Annotated in this window: 1 pseudogene; it reads right to left on the reverse strand. The window is 40.8% G+C overall.

From position 1 onward, the window contains the following. Positions 1-773 (reverse strand): annotated as a pseudogene (locus VB796_RS23745) (hypothetical protein); the annotation flags it as partial.

Here is a 773-nt window from a genome sequence, read left to right on the forward strand (position 1 = left end):
AAAGTTGTTAAACTTGCTCCTGCTGCATCATACCATTTCGCAGTTTTGTTTGCTCCACAACTTGCACTTAATGTAATTGTCTCGCCAACACAAATTGCTGATTTATCAGATTTCGCATCCGTTGGGGCTGTTGGAATTGAGTTTACAACTACCGTTACTTTCTTGCGTTGTCCTGCTGCCGTCTCACAATCAGTGGTGTTTGATTTACAACCTACGTAATAATTGTATGTTCCTACTGGACTTGGTGCGAATGTTAAAGAAGTTAATGCTACTCCTGATTCGTCGTACCATTTCGCTGTTTGACCAGTGCCACAAGTTCCACTCAATGTGATTGTTTCCCCAATACAAATTGCTCCTTTATCAGATTTTGCATCTGTTGGTGCCGTTGGAATCGTATTTACAATTACCGTTACTTTAGCACGGTCTGTTCCTGCTGTTTCACATCCTGTTGCATCATCTTTACAACCTACATAATAATTGTACGTGCCTACTGGACTTGGTGCGAACGTTAAAGTTGTTAGACTTGCTCCGCTTGCATCGTACCATTTTGCCGTTTTATTCGCTCCACAACTTGCACTTAAAGTAATTGTTTCGCCAACACAAATCGCTGTTTTATCAGATTTCGCATCTATTGGTGCAGTTGGAATTGGATTCACAACTACCGTTACTTTTGCACGATTTGTTCCTGCGGTTTCACATCCTGTTACATCATCTTTACAACCTACATAGTAGTTATATGTTCCTACTGGACTTGGGGCAAAAGTTAATGTTGT

The sequence above is a fragment of the Arcicella sp. LKC2W genome (assembly GCF_034931005.1).
Classification (GTDB): Bacteria; Bacteroidota; Bacteroidia; order Cytophagales; family Spirosomataceae; genus Arcicella.